Raw genomic sequence first — 24,650 nt, forward strand, 5'->3', positions numbered from 1 at the left:
TTTTTGTTTTATGGAGATAATCTATTTATGTTCCAGCAATTATTATTTTCCAAAACATATATAATTCTATCATGTAACCTAGAAGGTCTTCCTTGCCAGAATTCAAAATATGATGGTCTTAAATTATAACCACCCCAATAATCAGGTCTGGGAGGATTATCGCCAAATTTTTTTTGAAAATATTTTTCTTTGTCCTCAAGTGTTTTGCGGCTTTCAATTTGCTCGCTTTGAAGAGAAGCCCATGCTCCGATTTTAGAGGCTAATGGACGGCTGTTAAAATATTCATCAGATTCTGCAGAAGACACTTTGTTAATAATTCCTTCTATTCTAATCTGACGCTCTAAAGTTGGCCAGAAGAAGAGTAAAGATGCCTTAGGATTATTTATTAAATCTAATCCTTTACGAGATTTATAGTTAGTATAGAAAACAAAGCCATTATTATCAAAGTTTTTCAACAATAATATTCTAGAAGATGGTTGTAGTTTTTCATTTACTGTGCTTAAAATCATTGTATTAGGTTCATATATTTTATTGTCTATAGCATCTGAGAACCACAAACCAAATTGGTCAAAAGGAGAGCTTGATAGATTTTCTTCTATGATTTGGTCTTTGTAATAATTTTGGCGTAGATTTGATATATTTGACATAATTGTTTGTGTCTTTAAATAATTCTAAATTAAAATTTAATATTAATTTAAAGATATGTTTTTAACAATAGTTAAGTAATGATTTAAAATAATCTTATACTAAATCATTACATTTTATATAAGTAATTATGTATGAAAGAAAATATTGATGTTAATTTATCTAGAAGATTTAATAGTGTAGTTAGATTATATAATGAAGAATTTTTTGTATTTTTTTAGAAATTCTCATGTTGCTGTTATAGGTGTAGGAGGAGTAGGGTCATGGGTTGTGGAGGCCTTAGCCAGGACAGGTATTGGTAATATTACTATGGTAGATTTAGATAACATATCAGAATCAAATATTAATAGGCAGATTCATGCTTTGAGTTCTACTATAGGAAAAACAAAAATTTTTACAATGGCAGAACGCATATTAGAAATAAATCCAGCCTGTAATATAGTTTGTAAAGAAGAATTTGTTACATCAGATAATATTGATAGTATTCTGTCAGATGAATATAACGTTATTATAGATTGTATAGATCAGGTTATAGCAAAATTATCAATAGTATATTTTTCAATGAGAAAAAAAATTTCCATTATTAGTATGTGGGGGAGCTGGAGGAAAAACGAATCCATTTTCTCTTAAGTATGGTGATATTTCTTTGGCTAAGTACGACTCTCTTTTATCATCATTAAGACATAAAATTCGTAAAGATATTAAGTTTTCAAATTTAGTGAAAAGTAGTTACAAGGACAGATCTATTAGGAAAATTGGTTTAAATGCTTTATGGTTTGAGCAGCATACTGTATATCCTGATAATTGTTCTAAAACAGGTCTCCAGTATGGACTGGCATGTTCAGGATACGGTTCTGTGGTGACATCAACAGCCTCTATGGGTTTTGCTGCTTCTAGTATAGCTATCAACATTATTGAAGAGGAATTTCGTGTAAAAAATCCAATTAATTAAAGATTATTATTGTTGTATATATTCTATGATTGCTTCTTTTGTATAGGAATCGACATCTTTTTTTAACAAGCTGTCAATTGTTCCTTGAAATAATAATTGTCCTCCATTTCTTCCTCCTTCTGGCCCTATATCTATTATCCAATCAGATTGGATAATGAAATCTAAGTTGTGTTCTATAACGATAACAGTATTATTTAATTCTGTTAATTTTCTCAATACCAGGACCAATTTTTTTATGTCATAAGACGATAGTCCTATAGTTGGTTCATCTAATATATACAGAGTATTTTTTTTGTTATTTATAAAATCGCTCATTTTTGACAATTCAGTTACTATTTTTATTCTTTGTGCTTCTCCACCTGATAAATTTGAAGATGATTGTCCAATAGGTAGGTATCCTAGTCCTATTTCTTGCATTAGTTCTAGTGGATGACTAATTTTTGGGAAATTTGCAAAAATTTTTAAAGCTTGATCCACATTCATGGATAAAATTTCACCAATATTATATCCTGAAAATTCAACAGTTTTTGTTTCACTATTGAATCGACTGCCATTACATACATCACATTGACTCTCGGCATTAGGCATAAAGTTCATTTCAATAGTTTTTATGCCAGTACCTTTGCATTCTTCACACCTGCCTTCCTTAGAATTAAAGGAGAATCTTGATGCTGTCCATCCTCTAATCTTTGATTCGTTAGAATTAGAAAAGATTTTTCTAATTTCATCCCAGAAACCTATAAATGTGGCAGGACAAGAGCGAGAATTCTTTCCTATTGGCGTTTGGTCTACGGATAGTATTTTATCTATACTCTCGAAATTCTTAATATTTTGACAGTGTTCCCATGTATATAAGTCATTGTCAAGTTTAGATTTAATATTGTTAAATAGAACATTTCGTATTAGAGTTGATTTTCCTGACCCAGATACGCCTGTGACTACATTTAAAAAACCTAGAGGAAATTTTACACTTACATTGTTCAAATTGTTTTTTGATGCATTTTTAATTTCTAAATTATTTTTATAAGAATTTTTTTTGTTGAAAATTAGTTTATTCACATATTTATGTGTTATATTTTTTGTAAAAAAAGAGTCATTATCTTTTAAAATTTTCTCCATTGGTCCTTGGTTAATAATTGTGCCTCCTCTAACTCCAGCACCTGGTCCTATTTCTATAAGGTAAGAAGCACTCTTAATTACTTCTGGATCATGTTCTACAACTACAACTGTATTTCCATTATTTGTAAGATTTACGAGTGATTTGATTAATGATTTGTTATCACGTGGATGTAACCCTATAGTTGGTTCATCTAATATATAACATATCCCTTGAGATGCTGAGCCTAATTGTGATGATAAATGTACTCTTTGTAACTCTCCACCTGATAAAGTTGGTTCAGACCTATTTAGAGAAAGATAACCTATGCCTAGGTTTGCCATAAAATCTAAACGTTTTATAATTTCTTTTACAATTTCATTAGCTATTTTGTTTTCTATAATTTCAGTAAGATTTTTATTAAAAAAAGTTTTTAGGTCATCTATAGACATTGAAATTAAATCATTAATATTAAGGTTTTTCCATAACACAGATAAGGATATGTTATTCAGTCTTTTCCCATTACATATTTTACATTTCAAATCATTGTCATACTGCTTAGAATCAATCATTTTTTTTGACTGTTGATTGTTTGATAGCATACCTGTACCGTGGCAGCTATCACACCATCCTTTTTTATTATTATATGAGAATAATTGAGAATCTATTTTTGGATAATCAATTTGGCAATAGAAACATTTTTGCTTTGTTGAGTAAATAATTGATTTGTTTTCTAGTTTAAGGCATGCAGATTCTGCTTTCTCACTTATTTGAACGAATCCATCACTATATTCTAAGGCATTTTTTATTCTATTGTTTAATAGAATTTCATTTTTTTTACTAATTTTTATTTCTGCTATTGGCAAATATATAATTGTATTTTCTTGTGTTTTATTTATATCTATAGATAAGTTTAATTGTTTAATAAGGTTTTTTATCAATGTTTTATTGCTAGTTTTTATAGGGGTTGTAATAATAACAATTTTATTATAAAAAATATTCTTTATGCGAGAAATGATTTGTTCTATAGTAAGTGAGGTTATGTTTGAACCGCATTTATAACAATGTTGTTGTCCTAATTTAGAAAATAATAATCTTAGAAAATTATTTATTTCTGATATTGTGCCAACGGTTGACTTATGACCTGCACTATTTAATCTTTGAGATATAGCAGCAGTTGGTGGTAGGTTAATGATTTTATCAACACGTGGCTTTTTTGCTGTATGTATTATTGAACGAGCGTAAGCGTTCATAGTCATTAGATATCTTCGTTGGCCTTCATTAAATAATATATCAAATGCTATAGTTGATTTTCCTGATCCAGACACACCTGTGATGGCTATAAATTTTCCTAAAGGCAATTCTAGATTAATATTTTTGAGATTATTTTCATATGCATTAAATATTTTAATATTATCGTCTTTCGTTATTCTTTTTATTTCATTTCTATCAAAATATTGTTTTTGCAAAATTATATCGTTTGATACTGCATCTTGTTCTCTTAATGCTTTTCCAGTCAAAGAAATATTACTTTTTTTAATATTTTCTGGAGTGCCTACCGCTACTATTTCACCGCCTTTTTCTCCAGCGCCTGGCCCTAAATCACATATCCAGTCAGAGGAACTGATTAATTGTAAATTATGTTCGACTACTATTACTGTATTTCCAGATTTTACTAAGTCTTTTAAAACGGTTATTAGTAAATCAATTTCGTTAATGTGTAATCCTGCTGTAGGCTCGTCCAATAATAATAGTGAGTTTTCATTTGCATTTTCAGATTTAAATTGCATTAGATATTTTGCAAGTTTTAATCTTCTAATTTCACCGTTGGACATTATTGATATAGTTTGACCTAGAATTATATGCGGCAAGCCTAATGACATCATACAAGAGAGAGCATCTGAGAAAATAGAATCATTATTAAATATAATCATTGCTTCTTGTATGGTCATATCTAAGACTTGGTCTATAGAATATGCTTGGTCATTCCTATAAATTTTAACTTCTAATATTTCAGGGCGAAAACGTTTACCTTCACATTCTTCACACTCTAGGTATATATCAGATATAAACTGCATTTCAATTTTTTTAAATCCTTTACCCTCGCACTCAGGACATCTACCTAAACCACTATTCATACTGAATACATTAGGTTTGTAGTTTCTTTCTATAGAGAGATCTGCTTTTGCAAAAATATCTCTAATTATTTCAAATATTCCAAGATAACTGGCTGGTGTAGATCTAGAGCTTTTTATGAGAGGACTGTTATCTATCAGATATGTTTCAGTTATATGTTCTATCCCAGTTATATCTTTTACTTCTTTTGTTTTCTTATTGCCTGTTTCTTTAAAGTCCATTATAGAACTATAAATAATATCTTTCACAAGGGAGCTTTTTCCTGATCCTGAAATGCCAGTAATGCATATAAAATTATTTAATGGTATTTCTAAATTAATATTTTTTAGGTTATTAGCGCATGCTCCTGTAATACATATTATATTTCTTTGATTGTTTTGTTGGGAAGTTTGTTTGTGTGTATGATTTTTTTCTTGTATGTATTTGCCAGTTATGGTATTTGATTTTATTATCTTTGATGGATGATCATCAAAGATAATATTTCCACCATTTATGCCTGATCCAGGACCCATTTCTATCAGTCTATCTGCTGATAATATTGCTTCTTTATTATGTTCTATTACAATTACACAATTCCCCATGTCACGTAATTGTTTGAGCTCTTTAATAATTTTATGTACATCACAATAATGAAGACCATTGGTTGGTTCATCTATTATAAAAAGAGTATTTATTAATGAAGATCCAAGTGCTGTAGTTAAATTAATTCTTTGCAACTCTCCGCCAGAGAGAGTTTTGCTTTGTCTATTTAGAGTTAAATATCCAACTCCAATATTATTTAGTGTTTCTATTCTTTTAATGATTTCTTGTATTGTGGATATTTCATTAAGATCTGGGTTTTTAGAAAAATTTTTAAGTAGAATGAGAGTTTGTTCTAATGGAGAATTTAGTATATCGCTGATATTAAATTCCTTTTTATATTCTTGCTTTCTTTCTTGAAATTCTATACTAGGTATTTCATTATTTTCATACTTTATTTTTGAGCACATATACCATAGTAAAGAATCTTTTTTTAATCTGTTTCCTTTACATTTTGGACATATAATATGTTTTCTATACTTTGAGAGTAATATGCGAATATGCATTTTATATGATTTTGATTCCAAATGTTCAAAAAAATTCTTTACTCCATACCATATGTTTTTCCAAGAAGAATCATTATTTTCCCAAGAAGCATCTCCATTAATAACCCAATTTTTCTCCTCCTCCTTTAAATCTTTCCATGGTTTTGACAATGGTATTGAGTGTTTTGTAGCATATCGTTGTAAATCCATTTGACAACTTTTAAAAGTATCTGTTCTCCATGGTTTTATTGCCCCATCTAACAAAGAAATAGATTTGTCTGGTATTACTTTATCTATATCTATAACTATTTTATTGCCAAAACCATTGCATTCAATACAAGCTCCTAATGGAGATGAAAATGAAAAATGATCAGATGTAATATCGTAATATTTTATATTGCAATTTGTGCAGTATAGAGAGCCACTATATTTCCATGTATTAATAATTTCATCTTTGTCCATTAATTGGATTGTAACCATATTTTTACCCATTGATAGGGCAGTGTTCACTGCCTCTAGGAATCTGGTCTTATTTTTATTGGCTAGAATCAATCTATCTTGTATAATATTCAATACAATGTAAGGCATGCCATTGTTTTGCTTAACTATGTTCTGTTGATGTATGTTTAAGTATCCTTTACTAGCTAAGAATTTTAAAACATCATCTTTTATTTCTTCAGAAGTTAAAAAATCAAAAGATATAATTATTTTTGGTTTGCTTATTTTTTCTGTTCTATCTAAAATATTCTGAAATATAGATTCAGGATTATTTTTTTGTACTAAAGCATTACATTTTTTGCAAAATAGCTTAGAGTTATTTGCAAAAAATAGTTTTAAATAGTCACATATTTCAGTAATAGTTCCAACTGTGCTATGAGAATGTTTTATGGTGTTTTTTTGATTAACAAGAATGGCGGGTAGTATACCTTCTATCTTATCTGCCATTGGCTTGTTTGCAGAATTTAGAATTTGTCTTGCATATGTTGAAAATGTTTCTAAATATCTATTTTGGCCTTCAGAGAACAGGGTGTCTATAGCTAGGGAACTCTTGCCAGAGCCAGATACTCCGGTGATAACCATAAATTCATTTGTATCGATTTCTAAATTTATGTTTTTTAGGTTATTTTGTAATGCTCCTGATATTCTGATTTTTGCACTCATATAATTCCAGATTATTGGAAACTAAAAACTATTTGTTTTCTATTTAATAGTTAAAGGTTGTACAGTTTTGCTTATAATTATAGTATATTGATAGCATATTTATATAGCAATTGATCCCATTTAACAAATAGATTATTTTAATCCTTAAGGAGGCTTATTGTGGCAGAACGTAAACGTGTGAGACGCAATACACTTGAACGTCGTTGTCTTAGTAAAATTTATAAAAGATTATTTGTAAATTTATCAAAAGATGTATTTAAAATGCTAGAGAAAATAAAGAAAATTTGATTTTAGCTTATTTTGAACGTATTTAAATGTTGCCTTATATGATTGTAATTCGTTATAGCAAAAAGAATATTTTTTGTTTATATTCTTTTTGCTGCAATTAATGTTTTCAATCAGAGTTTCTCAGATTATACAGTAACTGGTTTTGAAGGTTACTGTATAACTTTTTTTAAAGGTATAACTTATATCTTTAATTTAATTAATATTTGATAGTATATAAATGACTAAGTATGTATATACGATGAATCGAGTTAGCAAGACTGTTTCATCTAATAAAAATATTCTTCGTGATATTTCACTATCATTTTTTCCTGGTGCAAAAATTGGTGTTCTTGGATTAAATGGTTCTGGAAAATCAACATTGTTAAAAATCATGGCTGGTTTAGATAATGATATTGATGGAGAGGCTACTCCTATGCCTGGTCTTAAGATAGGCTATCTTGCTCAAGAACCAATACTTGATTCTAATTTTTCAGTAAGAGAAATAATAGAAGAAGGATTGGGTAATGTTTATGCTGCAAAGAAACGTTTAGAGTTAGTATATGCAGCTTATGCTGAGCCTGATGCTGATTTTGACAAGTTATCATTAGAACAGGCTGAGTTGGAATCTATAATAACTGCTTCTGCATCTAGTGGGTTTGATGATCTAGATCTCCAGATAGAAATAGCTGCAGAGGCTCTGCGTATACCATCTTGGGATTCTAGAATAAGCGATCTTTCAGGTGGAGAAAAAAGAAGAGTGGCTTTATGTAGGATGTTATTATCTAAGCCGGATATGCTTTTGTTAGATGAACCAACTAATCATTTAGATGCTGAAAGTGTAGAATGGTTAGAGCAATTCTTACATAAATTTAGTGGTACTGTAGTTGCTGTTACACATGATAGATATTTTCTAGATAATGTTGCAGAGTGGATATTAGAGTTAGATAGGGGTTATGGCATACCGTGGAAGGGAAATTATAGTTCTTGGTTAAAACAAAAAGAAATACGTTTGTTAAATGAAGAAAGCACAGAAACAGCCAGACAACGGACTATCAAGAAAGAATTAGAGTGGGTTTCTAGCAATGCGAAAGGAAGGCAGTCTAAATCAAAAGCTCGTTTGAAGCGTTTTGAAGAGATGTCTTCTTACGAATATCAAAAACGTAATGAGACTCAAGAGATATTTATTCCTGTTGCGGAGAGGTTAGGTAATGAAATTATAGAATTTAGTAATGTAAGTAAATCTTATGGTGATCGGTTGTTAATAGATAACTTAAGTTTTAATGTGCCTCAGGGTGCCATTGTTGGTATAATAGGGCCTAATGGAGCAGGTAAGTCTACTCTGTTTAGAATTATTACAGGAGTTGAGAAAGTTAATAATGGCTCTGTTTCTATAGGAAAGACAGTTAGTATATCCTATGTTGATCAGTCAAGGGATGATTTATTATCTGATCAAACAGTGTTTAATTATATATCTGAAGGTGCAGATAATATAACTGTTGGTAGATTTTTAATGTCTACACGTGCCTATCTAAGTAGATTTAACTTTAAGGGCAGTGATCAAAATAAGAAAATAGGTTTGTTGTCTGGAGGTGAAAGAGGGCGGCTTCATTTAGCTAAAACATTGTTAAATGGTTCAAATGTTTTGTTATTAGATGAGCCATCAAATGACTTGGACGTAGAAACTTTGAGAGCACTAGAAGATGCTTTGATGGAATTTGCTGGTGCGATTTTAGTTATTAGTCATGACCGATGGTTTTTAGATAGAATAGCTACTCATATAATAGCATTTGAAGGTGATTCAAAAGTAGTTTTCTTTAACGGAAATTATAGTGAATATGAGTCTAACAAAAAAATATTGATGGCAGTTAACGATATAACTCCAAAGAGACTAAAATTTAAATCATTAAGGTAGGCAAAGTAATTGCAAATTTGACATGAGCATTATATCAGTTAATAGAAATTATGCTCATGTTTACAAAAGTACTTAGGTAATTAAGTTTTTTGTTGCATCTCTATTTTTACTTCAAGAACATCCAAAGAACCCTGACTTTCAATATTAACTTTAATATCATCAGGGTTTATTACAACATACTTAGATAGAACTGATATAAGTTCTTGTTGTAGTTTATTTAGATAGTCTGGTGAATTTTTGTTTGAACGCTCGTGTGCAAGTATGATTTGTAATCTTTCCTTAGCAACAGAGGCAGTTTTTTTCTTTTCTCCTAATAAAAACGACAGAAATGACATGTTTTATCTACCTCCAAAAAGTCGTTTGATAAAGCTAGGTTTTTCATATTCTGTAAATTTCATTGGAATGGATTCGCCTAAGTAACGAGAAACAAGATCATTGTATGCTATTGATACTGGTGTTTCATTAAGATGAATAGCAGGTAGACCCTGGTTAGATGCGTGCAATACTGATTCAGATTCTGGAATAACTCCAGCTAGGTCGATACGCAAAATATCTTCTATATCTGATATAGAAAGCATTTCACCATTAATAACTCTTTTTGGGTTATATCTGGTTATCAACAAGAATTCTTTTATAGGTTCGAGGCCCTCTATAGCACGTTTTGACTTTGAGGACAGTATCCCTAAAATCCTATCGGAGTCTCTTACAGAAGATATTTCAGGATTTGTGACAATAATAGCATCATCTGCAAAATATGCGGCCATTAACGCACCAGACTCTATTCCAGCTGGAGAGTCGCATACTATGTATTCGAAACCCATTTTTTTTAGATCTTCTAAAACCTTTTCTACTCCAGATTGTGTTAATGCATCTTTATCTCTTGTTTGCGAAGCAGGAAGTATAAATAGATTTTCAGTATTTTTATCTTTTATTAGAGCTTGTTTTAGATTGGCGTCTCCTTGTACTACGTTTATGAAATCATATACTACTCTTCTTTCACAACCCATAATAAGATCAAGATTACGTAATCCGACATCAAAGTCTATTACGATAGTTTTATAGCCGCGTAAAGCTAATCCAGCAGAAAAGCTAGCACTGCTAGTGGTTTTACCCACGCCTCCTTTACCAGAAGTTACTACAACAACTCGCGCCACGACGTTTAAATCCTTATGAATGTTCAAAGTTTTAAAATTAATATGTGGTATTTATAATTTACCTAAGCTAGTACTATAAATAATTTATAATGTCAATATTATTTTCTAATAATACTTTATTATCTTAATAAATTCCACCATTATTATTATAATAATGGTGGAATTTATTCTTAAGAAGAGTTATATGGCAATTATTGTTAGTTTTTCATCCATTAGTTGTACTATGGCTGGTTTATTCATCACAGTATCTTTTAAATCATTTTCTATAACTTGATATACACCTGATATAGATAATAATTCTGCATTTAGTTGTGTTGTAAATATTCTAGCCTCTTTATTACCCTGTGCTCCAGCCATTGCTTTACCTCTTAGCGGGCCATACACATGTATATTTCCATCTGCTATAATTTCAGCTCCTTGGCTGACCATGCCGATTACAATAAGGTCAGATTTGCTAGCATATATTTTTTGCCCAGAGCGTAACGGTTTATCAATTAGCATCGTTGGTAATTGTGTAGCGTTTGTTTCAATTTTAATATTTTTATTAGTGATAATATCTAATGGAGACAATCCAGCTTTGATTGCATTCTGAATATTAATGTTATTAGCTACTATTCCTAATATATTAATCTCGTGTTCTTTAAGAATTGTGATCAGCATATCCCAGTCTATAATTTGGTCTATCTGAGTAGCATCTATAACTACATGTTCATTTTTAAAAAAGTTTCCAGAATTATATATATGTTTTGTTATTGAGGTGCTTAAGTCATTTATATTAGAAGTATGAATTATAATTTTAGGAGCATATACATTAAAACTGGCACTTTTAAATTCAATTAAGGATTTATTCATCATTTTAAATTGACCACGAATCTTTTAAGGTTACAACTCGATTGAGTACATAACAATTATTTTGGCTTTCTTTGTAGTCCAAAGCAAAATAACCTAATCTCTCAAATTGCCAATTAGTGGTATTTCTAATGAAGCAATTTGGTTCCAATAAGGCCTTAGTAGTTTTTTTAGAGTTCTTATTTATAAGTTTTAAGAAATCCTTATTGCCTGAATCTGGTTCTGGGTCGACAAACAACCGATCATATAAATTGACAACAACAGATTGTGTTTGAGAGGTAGAAAGCCAAGTTATGGTATTTTTTACTTTTATTTTATTTGATCCAGGGGATCCACTTTTTGTATCATGTATATATTCTGCATATACCTCAATAACTTCACCTTTTTCATTTTTTAGGAATCCAGTACATTTTATTATATACGCATATTTTAATCTTACTATATTTCCTGGAAATAGACGATAGTATTTTTCATAAGGAATTTCTTGGAAGTCATCTCTCTCAATCCAAATTTCTTTTTCAAAAATTAATTCACGAGTTCCTGCCTCTTTATCATGTGGATTAATTGGTGCATAACAATTTTCTTTAATGTTATCAGGATAGTTAGTAATTATGAGTTTTATAGGATCAATAATACATATTGCCCTGGGGGCAATAGGGTCAAGATCTTCTCTTAAAGATTGTTCTAGAAGAGAATAATCTATTATAGACTCTGATTTAGATACTGATATTTTATTACAAAATAGCTTGATAGAGTTAGGAGTATATCCTCTGCGTTTCAAACCTAGCAAGGTTGGCATTCTAGGGTCATCCCAGCCTTCAACAAATCCTTCTTTTACAAGCTGTAATAGTTTTCTTTTACTAGTTACAACATGACTGAGTTTGAGTTTCGCAAATTCATATTGTTTTGGTAAAGGTTCTCTTAGTTTTCCTAGCTCTTTTAACTTGCTTAAGAACCAATCATATAGTGGTCTTATATCTTCAAATTCTAGTGTGCAAATACTATGAGTAATTCCTTCTAGAGCATCTTCTATAGGATGTGCCCAATTGTACATTGGATATATACACCATTTATTAGAAGTTCTATGATGAGGGACATGTTTAATTCTATACATTACAGGATCTCTCATATTTATATTTGGAGATGCCATGTCTATTTTAGCTCTTAGAACAAGTTGTCCGTCTTTATACCTACCATTTTTCATATTTTCGAATAATTCTAGAGATTCTTTGTAAGGTCTATTTCTCCATGGTGAATTAATGCCAGTTTCGGTTAATGAGCCTCTTGTGTTTTTTATTTGTTCAGAGGTTTGTTCATCTACATATGCATTTTCAGATATAATTAGTGCTCTAGCAAAATCATACATATAATCGAAATAATCACTAGCAAAGTATAGATTACGTTTGTCATTTTCTATAAAACTAAACCCAAGCCATTCTACGGCATTAATGATAGAGTCTACATATTCTTGTTCTTCTTTGGTTGGGTTAGTATCATCAAACCTTAAGTGGCATGATCCATTATATTGTTCAGCCAACCCAAAGTTTAAGCATATGCTTTTAGCATGTCCAATATGTAAATAACCATTTGGTTCTGGTGGGAATCTAGTTCTAATTTTAGCTGGGTCAATTTTGTTTGCTGATTCTTGGAATATAGCATCTCCTGGTGTTCCTGACCATATTCTATTTTCTAGATAATGGTTTTTTATATCATCATCTATAATGCGGCATAAAAAATTTTGAATTGGTTTTATTTTAGATGGGTCCATAAATATTTTTGATTTTTTAAGTTACTTAATAGTTAGAATAATAAACAAAATTAGTAAGATATATAATAATAGACTACGATTATTGTTTTGGTAGGTTCTACTTATTATTTATAGTTAGATTATTGATGTTTCTCATCAAATTGTATGTTTTTCTGTTTATTATTGATGATGTCTGTTGATCCAATATGGTTTAATGTTATTGATGTTGCTATTCTTCCCCTTGGTGTTCTTTGTATATAACCATGTTGAATAAGATAAGGTTCAATAACATCTTCAATTGTATCTTTCTCTTCTCCTATTGATGCAGCTAAGCTATCTATTCCTACTGGTCCTCCGTCAAACCTATACACTATAGCTTCTAGTAATTTTCTATCCATCAAATCAAGACCATGAGGGTCTACTTCTAGCATCGTTAGAGCATGATTTGCTATTTCTGCATTTATGTTTCCTTCAGCTTTTACTTCAGCATAGTCTCTTACTCTTCGCAATAATCTATTTGCTATTCTAGGTGTTCCTCTTGATCTATTTGCTATTTCATTAGCCCCATCATTTGTAATGCTTGTGTTAAGTAACTTTGCACTACGCATAATAATTTGAGTTAATTCTTTGGGGTTATAAAATTCAAGACGAGAAACAATACCAAATCGATCCCTTAAAGGATTTGTTAGCATTCCTGCTCTAGTAGTTGCTCCTATTAAAGTAAATGGTTGTAGATCAAGTTTTACGCTTTTCGCAGATGGGCCTTCTCCTATTAGAATATCAATCTGGAAATCTTCTAGAGCAGGGTATAAGATCTCTTCCACAACAGATGATAGTCTATGGATTTCATCTATAAATAGCACATCATTTTTTTCCATATTGGTAAGTATAGCTGCTAGATCACCAGGTTTTTCTAGTATTGGTCCTGATGTTTGGCGTAAGTTAGCCTTCATTTCATGAGAAATAATATGAGCCATTGTTGTCTTTCCTAATCCTGGAGGACCAAACAATAACACATGATCTAGAGCTTCATTTCTTTGAGTAGCAGCTTTTATAAAAATATTTAATTGTTCACACGTGTTTTTTTGTCCAATATATTCAGAGAGACTTTTTGGACGCAAGGCTTTTTCAACTTTTTCTTCTACAGTATATTTGGCCGGTTCCAAAATATTTCTAGTGGCATTTGATTTTAGATGGTCAGATTTTATGGCCATATATTTTATTTCTTCCAAGATATGATTAAATTATTATTCTAATCCATAATTTATGGAATTAAAAAGAATGTTTGGTAAATTTAATATATTGTGTATTGATATGTTTTAGCTTTTGTTTAATAGTCTAAGAGCATATTTTATAGTTTCTGGCAGAGTCAGTTGATCTGGTAATAAATTAATTATAGACATAATCTCTTTTGATGAATACCCCAAAGAAGTCATTGCTTCTATTATGTCTGTTTTCTTACCTGATTCACAAAAATTATCTTCAATATGTGAGGATTTTATTTTATCTCTCATTTCTAATATTAGTCTTTCTGCTGTTTTCTGTCCTATTCCTGGTATTTTAGTTAAGATTGACGTGTCTTGTAATGTAATTGCTGATATTATTTCTTTAACAGTCATGTTAGATAAGATTGACAAAGCTGTTCTTATTCCAATGCCATTTGTTTTCATAAGGGATTTAAATATAACTCTATCTTGTTGGTTATCAAATCCAAATAATATATGTGCATCTTCTCTTATTACCAAATAAGTAAATAATGTAACTTTTTCTCCAATCTTGGGTAATTTTGTTAATAGACTTGTTGGTATTTCTATTTCATAACCGACTCCATGCACATCTACACAAATGCTGTTCGACCATGTTTCTAACAATAAGCCAGAGATTCTTTCTATCATATGCAATACAACCTAATATCATAATTAGCCATGTTATATAATTAACCGTCCATTTTTAACTTTTTTTCTGCCATCTAATGAGTTTTCTATTTTTAAAATTTTATTTTGTAACGAGCTAACATGAGCATGACAAATAGCGCACGCAAGTGCATCTGCAGAATCTGATGCGGGCATGCCATTTAATGATAGCAAATGTTGCACCATTGTTTGCATCTGTCTTTTTGCGGCTCTTCCAGTGCCAACTACCGCTTTTTTTATTTGTAGTGCTGTATATTCATAAGTTGGTATGCTTTCACTAGCAACTGAACAAAAAGCTGCTCCTCTAGCTTGGCCAAGCAATAAGGTAGTAGCTGGATTTGTATTCATAAATATTATTTCGATAGATGCTACATCTGGCTTTGTTTCCTCTATAACCTGTTTTAAATTATCAAAAATAACTTTTAGTCTTTCGGACATAGGCATAACAGGTGGTACCAATATGGTGCCACTTGTTATGTATGATATATTAGTGCCATGTTTATCTATGACTCCAAATCCAGTTTTTCTTAACCCTGGATCTATTCCTAATATTCTCATGCTCATTTATATAGTTTGGTTTTAATGTTTGAAATGTCTAGTCCCTGTCATTGCCATAACTATATTATGTTCATTCGCTGCTTCAATTACCTCATTATCTCTTAAGCTGCCACCAGGCTGAATTATACAACTGCTTCCAGATTGGACAATTACATCTAAACCATCTCTAAAAGGGAAAAATGCATCTGATGCAGCTACAGAATTTTTAAGACTAAGACCAGCATTATCTGCTTTTATTGAAGCAATTCTTGCTGAGTCAATGCGGCTCATTTGACCTGCGCCAACACCTAAAGTCATTTCATTAGAAGCAAATACTATGGCATTCGATTTTACAAATTTTGCAACTGTCCATGCAAAAAGCATGTCTTTAGTTTCTTGATCTGTAGGTTTTCTTTTTGTAACAATTTTTATTTTGCCCAAGTCGGTTTTACAGGAATCTGGTGATTGCATTAGCCATCCTCCTCCTACTCTTTTAATATCAAAGTCATTCTGAGAATATCCAATTGGTATTTCTAATACTCTAATATTCTGTTTTTCTGAGAGTATAAGAATAGCCTCTTCATCATAAGAAGGAGCTATTAATAACTCTAGGAATTGGTTGTTTATGATTGTCTTAGCTGTTTTAGCATTAACACGGCTATTAAAAGCAATAATTCCACCAAATGCTGATGTTGGGTCTGTTTGAAATGCTTTTGAGTATGCTTCTAAAGTATCTGAGGCAACTGCAACTCCACATGGGTTGGCGTGTTTTACAATAACACAAGCTATTGCATTATTAAAACTACGGACACATTCCCAAGCTGCATCGGCATCAGCTATATTATTAAAAGATAACTCTTTTCCTTGTATTTGTTTATAAGATCCTAGTAAGCCAGATATATTTTTTCTATCTACATAAAAAGAAGCTGTTTGATGAGGATTCTCTCCATATCTTAATGATTGTTGTTTGTTTGTTTGAATAGTGATGATATCTGGCCATTTTTGTTTTGATGGAGTTAGATTATAATCTGGTTGTTCATCTATGATGCTGTTTAAATAATTGCTGATAATTCCATCATATAAGGCAGTGTGTGCAAATACTTTTTTTGCAAGCTCCAATCTTAATTTATAAGAAGTATTACCAGATAGATCTATTTCATTAATAACATTTTTATAATCTTGTGGATCAACAATTACAGTAACTCCTCCATTTATAGTTCCATGATTTTTTGCTGCTGATCGTAACATGGCTGGGCCACCAATATCTATATTTTCAATAGCATTAGAAAAAGTGCAATTATCTTTTGAAACTGTTTCGTAGAAAGGGTAGAGGTTTACTGCTAAAATATCAATTTTGTCTATATTATATTTTTTTATAATATCTAAATGATCTTGCTTATCTCTTCTTGCTAATAATCCACCATGAATCTTAGGGTGCAAAGTTTTTACTCTGCCATCTAGCATTTCAGGAAAATCTGTATATTCTGACACTTCAGTAACTTTGATCCCAGATTCTTTTAAAAGTTTAGATGTTCCTCCTGTAGATAGTATTCTAATATTTCTTGATTCTAAGGCTTTAGCAAAATCAATGATTCCTTCTTTATCTGATACAGAGAGTAGTGCGGTTTCAATTTTCATAATAATAAATATGTTATAAATATTATAAAAACACAATAAATAAAATTCTTGGTTTTTATGAAAGACCTAAATTTATATATTGTGAGCAATTAATTTTTTTCTTAAAGTACTTCTAGTAATTCCTAATATTTCAGATGCCTTGGATTGGTTATTGCCAGCTTTCTCTAGAGCAACCTCTATAACTGGTTTTTCAACGCATAACATAACCATTTTCAGCATATTACACGGTTCAGAATCTCCTAAATCTTCTAGATATCGAGACAGGCTTATTCTTATGCATTCCTCAAAAAGATCTTCTTTTTTCATTTTATAAAAAACTCAGCGTTCCTAAATGTAACTATTTTGTTATTGTATACTTATATAATCATATACTATATGTTTAATACATTATATATAAATAAATGATTTCTATTACGTTTATATTTATTGCTTTTAATAGAAGTTAGGATTTATTAGATTATTATTGAATCCTTCATTATTTTTTCTATTTCATGAGCTTTAACTGGTACATTTTTTGTAATAATTTCACATTCATTGGTTTTAATAAGAATAGTATCTTCTATTCTTATTCCAATATTCCAGAAATGACTTGGTATATTATTAGATTGTCTAATATATAGACCAGGTTCTATTGTAAGTAACATTCCAGGTTTTAGTTTTGTCCAGTTCTTAATATTATCTTCTGATGAAGAGTAGTATGAACCAACATCATGTACATCAAGACCAATCCAGTGGCTCGTGCTATGTGGGTAGAATTCTTTGTATTTCTGATTTTCTATTATTTCATCTTTATCGCCAACCAGGATTTTTTCATCTAATAATCCTTGTATTAAGATCTTTAGAGCAGCTTGGTGAGGATCATTAAAACTATTGCCTGTCTTGCAAGAATCTATAGCAGTTTTTTGAGCTTCTAGTACTATGTTATATATAGCTAATTGTGAAGGGCTGAATTTGCCATTGGCAGGGAATGTTCTTGTTATATCTGAAGCGTAACTATTTAGTTCGCATCCTGCATCTACAAGTATTAGATCTCCATTTTTGATTTTTTGATTATTTTTAATATAGTGAAGTGTGCAAGAGTTCTTGCCTGATGCAACTATACTATTATAAGAAATTGACTGTGCTCCTTGTTTTCTAAAATTGTAAGAAATTCTAGATTCTAGCTCATATTCATACATTCCAATTTTGCAATATTTTAGAAGATCCAGATGTGCTTCTGCTGAAATTTGAGCTGCTAGTTTCATTGTTTTTATTTCTGAGTTATCTTTTATTAACCTCATTTCACTTACAATATCAGATAAATCACAAATATGTTTTATTTTGTTTGTTGTTTTTATTTGTTCATTTATAGAATCAAAGATTTTATTTTTTTGTCCTATATATTTGTTCATTTCTATATATATGGAATTAATAGATAGATTATTGATAATGTCAGATATTACTATATCGAATTTCTCTATTGGATAAGCATAATCAAACTTAAATACTCTACCTGCTACTTCATTTCCATATACCTCTCCAGTCCACATTTCATTATTTTTGTTTTTTGGTAAGCAGAAGAGAAAAGATTTATTTTGTTTGCCAGCCACTAGTACTATACATGAATTTGGTTCTGTGAATCCTGATAAATAATAGAAATTGCTATCATGTCTATATTGAAATTCATTATCATTATTTCTATAAAATTTTTTGGCATTAGGAATAATTATGATTCCTCCACCTAATTCATTTATTTTTTTTATTAATGTTTCCCTACGTTTTTGAAATTGCGTTACAGATATTGTTTTCATTACAGCATACCTTTTATTCTATAAACTTATTTATTGCATTGAATCCATGATATTTTTTTCCAAAATATATGTTGGCATAGAATATTCCATGTTTTGTTCCACAATCAAATCTTTGCCCTTCATATCTATAAGCCAAGATCTTTTGTTCTTTTAAAAGAGAGATTATAGCTGCAGTTAATTGAATTTCGCCTTTTATATCTGGTGTGATAATACGTAGATGATCGAAAATATCAGGTTTAAGTATATATCTGCCAACGATAGCCGTTTGAGATGGAGAGCTTTTTCGAGTAGGTTTTTCTACAATACTACTAATTTCTTCAGTATTTTTTATTTTAGGATATTTTTGCGTGGCTGCTATGCCATAATTTTCTACGTCTTCTAATGAAACATCTTGAATAGCAATAACATTAGAATTTGTTTGTTGAAATATCAGCATTAATTGTTTAATGGCAGGTATTTTAGAGTCTATTAGATCATCCGCTAGTATTACAGCGAATTCTTCATTATTTATAATATGCTCAGCGCTCAGTATTGCATGACCAAGACCTAGTGGTTTTGATTGTCTGATAAAGCTAAATTTTATATTTCTTGGTACAATGTTTTCTATTATGCTGAGCATTTCGGTTTTATTATTATCAATTAGATATTTTTCTAATTCTGGAGATGAGTCGAAATGATCTTCTATGATTCTTTTGTTGCGGCTGGTAATAAAAATTAATTCAGTTATTCCAGCAGATATGGCTTCTTCTACAGCATATTGAATTAAAGGTTTATCTATTATTGGAATTATTTCTTTGGGGAGTGCTTTTGTTATTGGTAAAAGTCTTGTCCCCATTCCACCTCCTAATGGAAATATAGCCTTTCTAATCTTGCTCATTATTTGATATAAGTTTATGTTGTTAGGTGGTTATTAATTTTTAATATAAGTATATTTGGAGTTAGAAAATCATCAATGGCTTGAGGTTCTAGTATAATCTAGATAACATTTAGAATTTATCATATATAATCATTATTTATCTATAAAATATCATGATTATATTTATTGCTATATTGTTGATTCTTGTTTATTAATTTGATATTTTGCCCCGCAATAAGGGCAAATTGTTACTTTTTTATTAGTTAAATCTAGAAATACTCTGGGATGCATGTTCCAGATTTCTTTTTCATAGTCTGGGCAGGATAACATTGTTTTATTGTGGTGATTATCAAAGTCTAGATAATTGGTTTTCATTAGATAGCTCTTATATATTAATTAGTTTTTGTAAGAAAACATTTGTACTATAAATTTTTGTAATAAAACTACTGTTTAAATAAGTTGGAGTTGTTAATTATATATGACGTTCCTTCTAGTTGACAAATATGTAACAATACTACTTGTTACATATTTATATTTTAAAATATAAATATCTATATGTTCAGATAAGGAAGATATACACATAGTTATGAAAGAAAAAAGAGAAAATAAAAATAAGCAGATTTTATTTGATAGTTTTGGTTTAGATCAACTTTTACTAAACAGCATAAACTCCATAGGTTATGACACTCCAACAGCAATACAAGAAAAGGCTATACCTTTCATATTGAATGGAAGAGATGTTCTAGGTGCAGCACAGACTGGAACAGGAAAAACAGCAGCTTTTGTTTTACCAATTATTAACAAAATATTACCATATGCTAATTCTAGCACCTCTCCAGCTCGTCATTTATTACGTGTCTTAATATTAGTTCCAACGCGTGAGCTTGCAAATCAGGTTTATGACAGTGTTGTTATTTATAGTAAAAATACTAATTTGCGATCTGTTGTTTTGTTTGGAGGAGCAGATCACTATAATCAAGAAAATAACTTAAAGTTAGGATGTGAGATTCTTGTAGCAACGCCAGGAAGGTTGATAGCTCATATCGAGCAAGGTAATTTGCATTTACAAAATATAGAAATTTTTGTTCTTGATGAAGCTGATAGAATGTTAGATATGGGGTTTATGCCAGATATAGATAAAATCATAAGTAAATTACCTAAAAATAGACAAACTCTTTTCTTTTCAGCTACATTTAGTAAGTTTATGCGTAAAATAGGCATGTCTTATTTAAAAGATCCAGTTGAATTAGATATTACTAGTCCTAATTCTATAGCTGATAATGTAGAGCAATTATCATATATTGTACCTAATAGATTTAAGATGGAAGCAGTTGTATCTATCCTTACAGCTAGAGTTCTAGAAACAATAATAATTTTTACTAATACTAAATTATCTACCATAAAACTTACATCTTTTTTGCGATCGAGTAATATTCAGTGTGACTCTATTCATGGCGATAAGAGTCAATTAGAAAGAACAGCCGTACTAGAAAGTTTTAAAAATGGTATTTTGCGTGTGCTTGTTGCTACAGATGTAGCAGCTAGAGGACTTGATGTACTAGGTATTTCATGTGTTATAAACTTTGATATTCCACATAGTCCTGAAGATTATGTACATAGAATAGGAAGAACGGGTAGAGCAAACAATACTGGAGTTGCCATTTCCTTAATATCTAATGATGAAGAAGATGTTTTGTTATCAAGTATTGAAAAATTTACAGATAGTACAATATTACGGTTGCCTTTAAATCAGATGAAGTTAACCTCTAATGATTCTAGATTATTAGGATCTGGTGTTGATGAACAACTTAATAAAAAAGCGGTTCTTTTAGGCTCGAGCGCAATTGCTTCTTCTAACAAAGAAGATCATTTTAATAAAATTAAAATACAATAACAGTATTAAAATGACTAAAGAGAATTACGCTATATTGCTGGGTGGTACTGGGAAAAAAAATTGATAACTATTTATTTCTTTAGTTTTTCCCATAGTTTTGGTGCATTAGTAGATGAGTAATGATCATTCATAGTGTCTATACCACTAATTATTTTTGTTAGGTATTTAATATTTGGGTTTATAACACCATAAAAAAGTGTCTTATATTTATTCTGAATCAATATGGTTGGAAAATTTATTATATCTTCATCATCTAGAAGATAATCATCTTCTTCTATATCTATCCAATAGAAGTTATAGTCTATAAAATTTTCTGATACTTCATGAAATTTGGATTGATAATCCCTGCATGTGCCACACCATTCTGCGCAAAAGCAGGCTATTATATATTTATTCGAATCACATGAAGATTTCACTATATTTTTTTCAGGTTTCAAAATCATATAAATATTTTATTAAATTAATTAATTAATATTGATGTTTTCTTTAATAAGATTAAAGCATTCTTCTATAATACTAGGACCTTTATATATGAGTCCGGTGTATATTTGTATAGCATTCGCTCCTGCTTCTATTTTTTCCTTTGCCTGTTGTCCTGAAATGATTCCACCTGTTCCTATTATTGTTATTTCTTGCCCTAGTAATGATTTTAATCGTCTAATAACATTTAAAGATAGTTCATGTAAAGGTTCTCCTGATAGCCCGCCTAATTGGTCATGATTTTTCAATGTTTCTATTTTTTTTCTTGAAATTGTTGTGTTGGTGGCTATTACTCCATCAATTTTATATTTTAAGAGTAATGTAGAGATGTCTTCTATTTCTTCATTTATTAAATCTGGTGATATTTTTAATGCTATAGGAACATATTTATTATAATTATCTACTAATTCCTTATGTGTTTCTTTAATCTGAGTTAAAAGGTTTTCTAAATAATATGTGTTTTGTAAATCACGAAGATTTTTAGTATTTGGAGAAGAAATATTTATGGTTATATAATCAGCATATGGATAAGCTTTTTTTAGACAAAAAGTATAATCATCAGCAGCATTTTTTAGTTCTGTGTTGAAATTTTTTCCAATGTTTATTCCTAATAAATTATCATTTTTTTGCCACTCATTATTTTTTATATTATCTAAAATTTTTTCTATTCCATGATTATTAAAACCTAATCTATTTATTATGGCATTAGCTTTAGGTAATCTAAATATTCTTGGTTTCTGATTTCCATTTTGGGCATAAGGAGTTACAGTTCCTATTTCCATGAATCCAAATCCTAAATTTCCTAGAGCGTCAATACATTCTCCATTTTTGTCAAGACCTGCTGCTAGACCTATAGGATTTTTGACATTTAACCCCATTATTTTGCTTGGCAAGTTTATAGAAGAGTGTAATTTTTTTCTGAGAAAGTTGTATTTATATGTTTTGTTAAGCATAAACAATGTAAGGTTGTGGGCTGTTTCTGCATCTATAGAAAACAAAATTTTTCTTATTATTGGGTATGAGCTAGAAATTATAGACATGGTAATCGTCTTTGGAATATTGTGTGTTAGTATGACTATCGGTTATGGTCAAATTATAACATTGATATTTAAAGAAAAATAATTATTGATAAATTAATGTGATATTTTATATTAGCTTGGAGGCGCAAGACGGAATCGAACCGCCGTACACGGATTTGCAATCCGCTGCATGACCACTCTGCCATTGCGCCATTACTAGATTATCAGAACTGGAGCGGGAAACGAGTCTCGAACTCGCGACCTCAACCTTGGCAAGGTTGCGCTCTACCAACTGAGCTATTCCCGCAATTTTATAGATAAAAGCAAAACTATGCTTCATGAAAACATATAAAATACTAAGAATGCATTATATATCTAAAAAAATATTTTTGCAAAGATATTAATACTAACTTGAGTATAATTTTATATAATACTAAACAATTTTTCATATGTAGTTGATTATCTATGTATTATATAATAGATTTATTTTTTTATTTAAACAATTATTTTTCCATATAGCTTTGAAGAAACCTTGTCACCAAAATCTTAAGAAATTTAATACTTTTGGAATAGATATATATACCAAAAATTTTTTTCGTGTTTCTAACTACAGTGATTTAGAATACTTAATAGATATAAGTAAGAATTATTCAAAAATCTTTGTAATTGGTGGTGGTAGTAATGTTATTTTATCCTCAAATATTATTGATGCTTTAGTAGTAAAAATAGATATTCTTGGCATTAATATCATATCCAATGATAGCAATCATATTTTGATAGATGTTGGAGCTGGTGAATCTTGGCATGATATAGTAGTTTTTTGTTTAAGCCGAGGATGGTATGGATTAGAGAACCTAGCATTAATTCCAGGTACAGTAGGAGGGGCTCCTGTTCAGAACATAGGGGCTTATGGCTTAGAGTTTTCTGAATACTGTCATAGTGTTTTTGCTTGGAGTTTTAAAAATAATTGTTTCATTGAAATTAAGGCTCAAGATTGCTTGTTTTCATATAGAGAAAGTATTTTTAAGAAAAATAATAATGATTATCTAATACTATCAGTTCGTTTGCTTTTAGACAAAATATGGACTCCTAGAATAGGATACCATGATATAAAAAAGCAAATTACTAATTGTGTAGCAAAACTAACTCCTACGCATGTTTTTGATGTTGTTTGTTCTGCCAGAAGAAGTAAGCTTCCAGATGTCAAGGCTTTAGGTAACGTAGGCAGTTTTTTTAAAAACCCTATATTGGAAATACCAGAGTTAGAATATCTTAAATTACTTTTTCCTAATATTGTATTCTGGAATCATATTCCCGGTGTATCTTTTAAAATATCTGCTGGTTGGCTAATCAATATATGTGGTTGGAAGGGCAGGATTATAGGTCCGGTGGCTGTTTATAAAAAGCAGTCTCTAATATTAGTAAATATCAATAATGCGAATGCAAGTGATGTGTTAGTACTAGCACACGCCATTCAAGAAGACGTGTGCTGTAAAACTGGTATTTCATTAGAAATAGAGCCTGTCATATTCTAATAATT

At 30.2% G+C, this 24,650-nt stretch carries 21 protein-coding genes and 2 tRNA genes; 5 read left to right on the forward strand and 18 right to left on the reverse strand.

Annotation, left to right across the window (positions count from 1 at the left end; translation table 11 throughout):
* Positions 1-8: 8 nt before the first annotated feature.
* Entirely contained in the window at positions 9-647 is a 639-nt protein-coding gene (gene pdxH, locus CKCE_RS00310) for a pyridoxamine 5'-phosphate oxidase (RefSeq protein ID WP_015238325.1), read from the reverse strand.
* A 193-nt stretch (positions 648-840) separates the two neighbouring features.
* Here pdxH and CKCE_RS03975 point away from each other — a divergent pair, with 193 nt between their 5' ends.
* Positions 841-1,275, forward strand: coding sequence for a tRNA threonylcarbamoyladenosine dehydratase (locus CKCE_RS03975; protein WP_015238326.1), 435 nt, complete (start codon positions 841-843; stop codon positions 1,273-1,275).
* Positions 1,276-1,291: 16 nt separating this feature from the next.
* The gene (locus tag CKCE_RS03995; protein WP_015238327.1) at positions 1,292-1,597 is read left to right on the forward strand and encodes a hypothetical protein; all 306 of its coding nucleotides are present in this window, start codon (positions 1,292-1,294) and stop codon (positions 1,595-1,597) included.
* Between the two features lie 6 nt (positions 1,598-1,603).
* On the opposite strand, the gene uvrA is transcribed toward CKCE_RS03995, so the two are convergent.
* A complete protein-coding gene (gene uvrA, locus CKCE_RS00320) occupies positions 1,604-7,054 on the reverse strand; it encodes an excinuclease ABC subunit UvrA (protein WP_015238328.1) in 5,451 nt (1,816 codons plus the stop codon).
* Between the two features lie 505 nt (positions 7,055-7,559).
* Here uvrA and ettA point away from each other — a divergent pair.
* The gene (ettA, locus tag CKCE_RS00325; protein ID WP_041572020.1) at positions 7,560-9,233 is read left to right on the forward strand and encodes an energy-dependent translational throttle protein EttA; all 1,674 of its coding nucleotides are present in this window, start codon (positions 7,560-7,562) and stop codon (positions 9,231-9,233) included.
* A gap of 80 nt (positions 9,234-9,313) precedes the next feature.
* Here the strand turns inward: ettA and minE are convergent, their stop codons facing one another.
* From minE to CKCE_RS00385, 12 genes are all read right to left on the reverse strand, one after another.
* Positions 9,314-9,568: a cell division topological specificity factor MinE gene (gene minE / locus CKCE_RS00330; protein WP_015238330.1), complete on the reverse strand. Its 255-nt coding sequence runs from the start codon at positions 9,566-9,568 to the stop codon at positions 9,314-9,316.
* 3 nt (positions 9,569-9,571) lie between these two features.
* Complete coding sequence (gene minD / locus CKCE_RS00335; RefSeq protein WP_015238331.1) at positions 9,572-10,387, reverse strand: septum site-determining protein MinD; 816 nt, start codon at positions 10,385-10,387, stop codon at positions 9,572-9,574.
* Between the two features lie 180 nt (positions 10,388-10,567).
* Entirely contained in the window at positions 10,568-11,239 is a 672-nt protein-coding gene (gene minC, locus CKCE_RS00340; protein ID WP_015238332.1) for a septum site-determining protein MinC, read from the reverse strand.
* Positions 11,240-11,243: 4 nt separating this feature from the next.
* Positions 11,244-13,004 carry a glutamine--tRNA ligase/YqeY domain fusion protein gene (locus CKCE_RS00345; protein ID WP_015238333.1) on the reverse strand — a complete coding sequence of 587 codons (1,761 nt, stop codon included), beginning with the start codon at positions 13,002-13,004 and terminating at the stop codon, positions 11,244-11,246.
* Positions 13,005-13,123: 119 nt separating this feature from the next.
* Complete coding sequence (gene ruvB / locus CKCE_RS00350; protein ID WP_041572022.1) at positions 13,124-14,197, reverse strand: Holliday junction branch migration DNA helicase RuvB; 1,074 nt, start codon at positions 14,195-14,197, stop codon at positions 13,124-13,126.
* A gap of 105 nt (positions 14,198-14,302) precedes the next feature.
* On the reverse strand, positions 14,303-14,878 hold the full coding sequence (ruvA, locus tag CKCE_RS00355) for a Holliday junction branch migration protein RuvA (RefSeq protein ID WP_015238335.1): 576 nt from the start codon (positions 14,876-14,878) through the stop codon (positions 14,303-14,305).
* Between the two features lie 33 nt (positions 14,879-14,911).
* Positions 14,912-15,454 carry a crossover junction endodeoxyribonuclease RuvC gene (gene ruvC / locus CKCE_RS00360; protein WP_015238336.1) on the reverse strand — a complete coding sequence of 181 codons (543 nt, stop codon included), beginning with the start codon at positions 15,452-15,454 and terminating at the stop codon, positions 14,912-14,914.
* A 21-nt stretch (positions 15,455-15,475) separates the two neighbouring features.
* Entirely contained in the window at positions 15,476-17,071 is a 1,596-nt protein-coding gene (gene purH, locus CKCE_RS00365; protein ID WP_015238337.1) for a bifunctional phosphoribosylaminoimidazolecarboxamide formyltransferase/IMP cyclohydrolase, read from the reverse strand.
* Positions 17,072-17,143: 72 nt separating this feature from the next.
* Positions 17,144-17,377: a helix-turn-helix domain-containing protein gene (locus tag CKCE_RS00370; RefSeq protein ID WP_015238338.1), complete on the reverse strand. Its 234-nt coding sequence runs from the start codon at positions 17,375-17,377 to the stop codon at positions 17,144-17,146.
* A gap of 146 nt (positions 17,378-17,523) precedes the next feature.
* Entirely contained in the window at positions 17,524-18,861 is a 1,338-nt protein-coding gene (locus tag CKCE_RS00375; protein WP_015238339.1) for an aminopeptidase P N-terminal domain-containing protein, read from the reverse strand.
* Positions 18,862-18,874: 13 nt separating this feature from the next.
* Entirely contained in the window at positions 18,875-19,738 is an 864-nt protein-coding gene (locus CKCE_RS00380) for a UTP--glucose-1-phosphate uridylyltransferase (protein ID WP_015238340.1), read from the reverse strand.
* Positions 19,739-19,906: 168 nt separating this feature from the next.
* Entirely contained in the window at positions 19,907-20,092 is a 186-nt protein-coding gene (locus CKCE_RS00385; RefSeq protein WP_015389142.1) for a zinc-finger domain-containing protein, read from the reverse strand.
* 211 nt (positions 20,093-20,303) lie between these two features.
* Here CKCE_RS00385 and CKCE_RS00390 point away from each other — a divergent pair, with 211 nt between their 5' ends.
* The gene (locus tag CKCE_RS00390) at positions 20,304-21,611 is read left to right on the forward strand and encodes a DEAD/DEAH box helicase (protein WP_015238341.1); all 1,308 of its coding nucleotides are present in this window, start codon (positions 20,304-20,306) and stop codon (positions 21,609-21,611) included.
* 71 nt (positions 21,612-21,682) lie between these two features.
* On the opposite strand, the gene CKCE_RS00395 is transcribed toward CKCE_RS00390, so the two are convergent.
* From CKCE_RS00395 to CKCE_RS00410, 4 genes are all read right to left on the reverse strand, one after another.
* Positions 21,683-22,054, reverse strand: coding sequence for a thioredoxin family protein (locus CKCE_RS00395; protein WP_015238342.1), 372 nt, complete (start codon positions 22,052-22,054; stop codon positions 21,683-21,685).
* A gap of 21 nt (positions 22,055-22,075) precedes the next feature.
* Positions 22,076-23,131 (reverse strand): quinone-dependent dihydroorotate dehydrogenase, encoded by a 1,056-nt coding sequence (locus CKCE_RS00400; protein ID WP_015238343.1) that lies wholly within the window; start codon positions 23,129-23,131, stop codon positions 22,076-22,078.
* Between the two features lie 117 nt (positions 23,132-23,248).
* Positions 23,249-23,322, reverse strand: a tRNA-Cys gene (locus CKCE_RS00405).
* 19 nt (positions 23,323-23,341) lie between these two features.
* Positions 23,342-23,417 (reverse strand) — tRNA-Gly (locus CKCE_RS00410).
* A 214-nt stretch (positions 23,418-23,631) separates the two neighbouring features.
* Here CKCE_RS00410 and murB point away from each other — a divergent pair.
* The gene (gene murB, locus CKCE_RS00415) at positions 23,632-24,645 is read left to right on the forward strand and encodes a UDP-N-acetylmuramate dehydrogenase (RefSeq protein ID WP_015238344.1); all 1,014 of its coding nucleotides are present in this window, start codon (positions 23,632-23,634) and stop codon (positions 24,643-24,645) included.
* Positions 24,646-24,650: the final 5 nt, after the last annotated feature.

The organism is Candidatus Kinetoplastibacterium crithidii (ex Angomonas deanei ATCC 30255) (genome assembly GCF_000319225.1).
Taxonomy (GTDB): domain Bacteria; phylum Pseudomonadota; class Gammaproteobacteria; order Burkholderiales; family Burkholderiaceae_B; genus Kinetoplastidibacterium; species Kinetoplastidibacterium crithidii_B.